Origin of the sequence: Protofrankia sp. Cr2 (genome assembly GCF_963555885.1) — a bacterium.
Classification (GTDB): Bacteria; Actinomycetota; Actinomycetes; order Frankiales; family Frankiaceae; genus Protofrankia.
Genome location: NZ_CAUVXG010000028.1, coordinates 57,886 through 62,172 on the forward strand (window position 1 = coordinate 57,886; position 4,287 = coordinate 62,172).

Genomic DNA, 4,287 nt, shown 5'->3' on the forward strand with positions numbered 1-4,287 from the left:
GGGGCACGTAGATCGCGAGGCGGAGGAGGGAGACACCCTGGTGTTGGGTGTCGACCGACGACAACGAGGCGAGGTGCGTGCCCCAGCCCCGCGACGCCGCGTCCCCTATTGCCGGTCGCTCTAAGCGTGCTGCCCTGGCGAGGCGCCCTTGACCGGACGACGTGCCCGCCGCGTGCCGGTAGCACCGGTGACCATCGGGTCGGAATGGGGAGATATAGCCGGTATCGAACCGCCGCGGACCTGGGCCGGAGCGCGTGAACCCTGGTCAGCACCGGCCGCACCGCAGGTTTCCCACGTTTGCAACGCGGGTTCGGCTTCTGCCGTTCGCCCCGTCCGGGGCTATCCGTCGAGAACGTGGGTGAAGTGGTGCGCGGCGATGGCCATACCTGTGTTCATGTACAGCCGATGAGCGTCCGTGCGCGTCGGGCCGACACCTGAGTCCAGCCGCACCTGATCACATCCGAGACGTCGAGCCTCGGTGAACAGCCATTCGAGAAGACGCCCGCCGTATCCCCGCCGGCGGGCGTCCCCGAGCGTCGAAAGGTCGTCCACATACAGGTAGCGCCCAAAGGACAGGGCATGCCCGACCCGGAATCCCGCCACCGCTCTCGCCGCAGCACCAGCCGGCTCGAACACGCCGACCAGCCGGTAACCCTCGGCGCGCTGCACGTCGTCAACGAGCCGGACGAACGTGGCCTCGTCCCGTAACGCCGGACGCAGCGCCGCCATGGCGAGAAACGCGGAGCCGGTGTGCGGGGGCAGGATCTCGCGGATCTCATCAGTCACGACATGCGAGCCTACGATCTACAGTGTCACCAACCGCACACCCTGGAGGGCTCGATGGCCGAGCAATCCCTCGGCGACCGCCTCGCCCAAGTCCGTCGCCGGCGCAGCCTCACCCAAGAGGAGTTAGCCCAAGCCGCCGGTGTCTCCGTCGCCACCATTTTCAAACTCGAGCAAGGCCAGCGGACCAGCGCCCGTGTCAGCACCCTTCACGCCCTGGCCCGCGCCCTCGGCGTCACAACCTCTGAACTCTTCGGCCCAGGTGCCGAGCTGGACCCAGACACCAACGGGGATTCCGCGAGCCTTGTCGCCCTCCGTCGCATCCTCGCTCCCGCTCCCGGCGCCCCGTCCTCCATCGACGACCTGCCCACCCTCAATGATCTCAAGGCGTCCATCAGCGCCGTAAGCCGCACCGGCCTGCACTGCCGCTACACCGATACCCTCGCCGAGCTCCCGCCCCTCATCAGCTCCGCCCAGGCCGCCGCCGACCACTACCAGGGCCAAGATGGCCTAGGCGCTCAACACCTGTTGGCCCGGGCCTACCTCACCACCGGCACCGTCCTCGCCCAGTTCCGCCATGAAGACCTCGCCTACGACGCCATCATCCGGGCCATCACCGCCGCCCAACAAGCCGGTGACCCCATCCTCCATGCCTCCGGTATCTACCACCTCGGCTGGATCTTCATCCGCCAAGGCCGCTTCGACGACGCCGAAGACGTCACCGTCCGTACTGCGGAAGCCATCGAGCCCTCCATCAGCCGATCCAGCCCCGCCCACATCGCCATCTGGGGCCGCCTCCTCGTAGAAGCCTCAGCCGCCGCTGCCCGCAACAACCGGCCCGCAGCCTCCCGGGATCTCCTCACCCTCGCCCGGTCCGCCGCCGCACGGCTCGCCCACGACCGCTTTGACTACGACCAGCACTGGTCCTCCTTCGGCCCCACCACCGTCGCCGCCATCGAAGTCGAAAACGCCATGACCACCGGCGACGCCGACCACGCCCTCCACCTTGCCCGCCAAATCCCCACCAGCGATCACATCCAGCTCGTCACCCGAATGCGCCACCTCCTCACCGTAGCCGAAGCCTCCGTGGCTACCCGCAACTACGAAACCTCCGTCAAGACCCTGCAAACCGTCCGCGACGCCGCTCCCGAGTGGCTCAAAAACCAACGTCTCGCCCGCCACGTCGTCCGCGACCTCCTCGACGCCACCAGCATCCGCCGTGCCAAAAACGTCGGCCTCGCCGAACTCGCCGACTACATCGGGGTACGGCCGTAAGACCGAAACGGGGACCGTTCACGCCCATCATCCCGTTTCGCCTTCCAGCTCCACCGTGCCCTCCCCGCCCGTAAGCGCCACCAGCACCGGCCCCACAATCCGGGCCGCCGCCTCCACCCCCATGGCCTCAACCTCCTCCAACGCCCGGACCGCCAACCGGAGCCTCTTCCGCAATAACGACACATCCATTGTCCGCAGCACCGCCGGATCATCGTCCACCGGCAACCACGCCGGCCACGGATGCGCCACCATCACCTCCGTCGGCACCCCCAGCAGTGTGGCTAATGCCCGCTGCGATAACTGGTCCGGCACCACCCCCTTGTGCTCCCAGCGCCACGGCTTCTGTCGTTCTGCCGCCATATTCGGCACCCCCATCTGCCGGGCCTGCCGGGCAATCACCCGCGCCAACTGCTGGTACGACCACCCCCGGGCCGCCCGGACCCGTGCCAACGGGTGCATCCGCAGCTCACACCCGATGGTATTTTTCTCGTTCTCTAACCGTCTCGACCCGCAAGCCTCAGCCGACTCGGTAAAGTCGTCCGTTACTGTCGTCGCTGTACCGGTCTCCGGAACCGTTACCCCCGTCACGGCCGCCGCCTCACGAGTCGCGCCATCGTCGCTGTCAGGCGTCCCAACTCCTCAGTCACCGCATCAACCCACTCCACGATCCCCGCGACTTCCCCCGGTTCCACCCCGGACAACTGGCCAGCCACCGCCGCCAACGTCGCGCACGCTGTCCGCCCCTGAACCTCCGCCGCCCCGATCGCCAGCTCCAACCGGTACCGCAGCGGGGAAGTCAATACCGTCCCCGCCTCATCCGCTGGCGCCTCCCGTACCTCCAGCTCGCCACCGAACATGGCCTCGAGCTCTGCCGCCACCTGCACCGGCCAGCTGACAACCGGCGGGAAAGCCCTTGGTCCTTTCGTGTCCAACCCGCCCACCCGCGGCCATGGCGGGCGTGGTCTCACCACCCGGCTTCCCGTACATCTGCATTCCCTGCACATGACCCCTCCAGACGCTATGAATCATCACCAACCTGGCGGGCGCCCGGAGCCGGGGAGTGCGTTCCTCATACCCAACCCCGGGCGCCTAATTCAAAGCGTGGCAGGACCGTTACCCAGAATGGAAGACACGTTCGGGCATATTTCAAGCCCTTGCGCCTTGCCAGGTAGTACGGGGTACCATAGAAACGCTGGTGACATATCGCCGTTTGCCGGGCGCTGTAAGTCTGACTGCCGTCAAGGTCACCGACCACGTTGAATAACCACACCGACGTCGCTCCGCCTTCGTCGCATCTGCTGTGTCTCGGCATCGACCCCATACAGACCCCCACCCGCCAATCAATTCATGCAACACCCTGTATGGATCAGAAGATTGGGGGTTCGAGTCCGTCCAAGCGCACTCGCATCGCAGCACATCAGAGCCCCGCAGCCCGCCAAGGGCGCGGGCTTTTGATCGTCTTGTAGCAGAAGGTCGAGCATCGGCTACACATGACGTGACCGAACAGCAGAGCTACCCGAGGCAGCTCCCGCCGAGCCAACAGACTGCCGCACGTGATCGCCATATCCTGGAGGTGACAGAGGAGGCGCCGTGCACTTCACTCGGATCACCGTGAACCCCGCGCAGATGGGCGGTGTTCCATGCGTACGTGGGCTCCGCATACCGGTTGCCACCGTCGTCGGCATGATCGCGGATGGCATGACCATCGACGAGGTCACCACAGAGCTGCCCGACCTCAACCGGGAAGACGTGCGCGAAGCCCTCCGGTTTGCCGCCGAGGCGGTACTCGAACGCCAGCTCCCCCTCGTCATCCCCGCCTGACCTCGACGTGCGGTTCCTCCTCGACAACAACCTGTCCGACAGCCTCGCCGAGGGTCTGCGCCAGGCCAGACGACCGGACGCCCGTATCTGCGGACACCGACTTCGGCGGCATCCTCGCGCAGTCAGGGGCAGGCAGCCCGTCCGTCATCCTCTTCCGCCGCGAGGGCGGACGACGCCCGGCGGAACAGCTACGTCTCCTGCTCGTCAACCTCGACCAACTCGCCGACGCCCTCCAATCCGGAAGCATGGTCGTGCTGACCGACCGCCTCATCCGCATCCGGCAGCTGCCACTGATTCCCTGAGGTGGCAGCCAAACTGAAAGCCGAGCCGACGGACGAGCACGGACGGCAGAGTCCGACCAGCGCAGCAAGGCAATGTTCTGATCGCTTTGTAGCAACCACGCTGTCA

The 4,287-nt window shown here is 66.6% G+C and carries 5 protein-coding genes and 1 pseudogene; 3 read left to right on the forward strand and 3 right to left on the reverse strand.

The features are described from left to right. Window positions 1–339: 339 nt before the first annotated feature. Window positions 340–786, reverse strand: coding sequence for a GNAT family N-acetyltransferase (locus U9978_RS14355; RefSeq protein WP_322761617.1), 447 nt, complete (start codon window positions 784–786; stop codon window positions 340–342). Window positions 787–840: 54 nt separating this feature from the next. Between U9978_RS14355 and U9978_RS14360 the strand changes: the two genes are divergently transcribed. Continuing rightward, entirely contained in the window at window positions 841–2,058 is a 1,218-nt protein-coding gene (locus tag U9978_RS14360; RefSeq protein ID WP_322761618.1) for a helix-turn-helix transcriptional regulator, read from the forward strand. Between the two features lie 207 nt (window positions 2,059–2,265). Here U9978_RS14360 and U9978_RS14365 read toward each other — a convergent pair. Next, window positions 2,266–2,517 (reverse strand): annotated as a pseudogene (locus U9978_RS14365) (transcriptional regulator); the annotation flags it as partial. Between the two features lie 125 nt (window positions 2,518–2,642). Beyond that, window positions 2,643–2,990 carry a hypothetical protein gene (locus U9978_RS14370; RefSeq protein ID WP_322761619.1) on the reverse strand — a complete coding sequence of 116 codons (348 nt, stop codon included), beginning with the start codon at window positions 2,988–2,990 and terminating at the stop codon, window positions 2,643–2,645. 658 nt (window positions 2,991–3,648) lie between these two features. On the opposite strand from U9978_RS14370, the gene U9978_RS14375 reads away from it, so the two are divergent. Both U9978_RS14375 and U9978_RS24075 read left to right on the forward strand, forming a co-directional pair. Then, complete coding sequence (locus U9978_RS14375; RefSeq protein ID WP_322751799.1) at window positions 3,649–3,879, forward strand: DUF433 domain-containing protein; 231 nt, start codon at window positions 3,649–3,651, stop codon at window positions 3,877–3,879. Window positions 3,880–3,989: 110 nt separating this feature from the next. Further along, a complete protein-coding gene (locus U9978_RS24075; protein ID WP_416210966.1) occupies window positions 3,990–4,181 on the forward strand; it encodes a hypothetical protein in 192 nt (63 codons plus the stop codon). Window positions 4,182–4,287: the final 106 nt, after the last annotated feature.

What these genes read in the sequence shown, in the direction of transcription:
- U9978_RS14360 (WP_322761618.1), top strand. Translation starts at nt 841, where the DNA reads ATGGCCGAGCAATCCCTCGGCGACCGCCTCGCCCAAGTCCGTCGCCGG.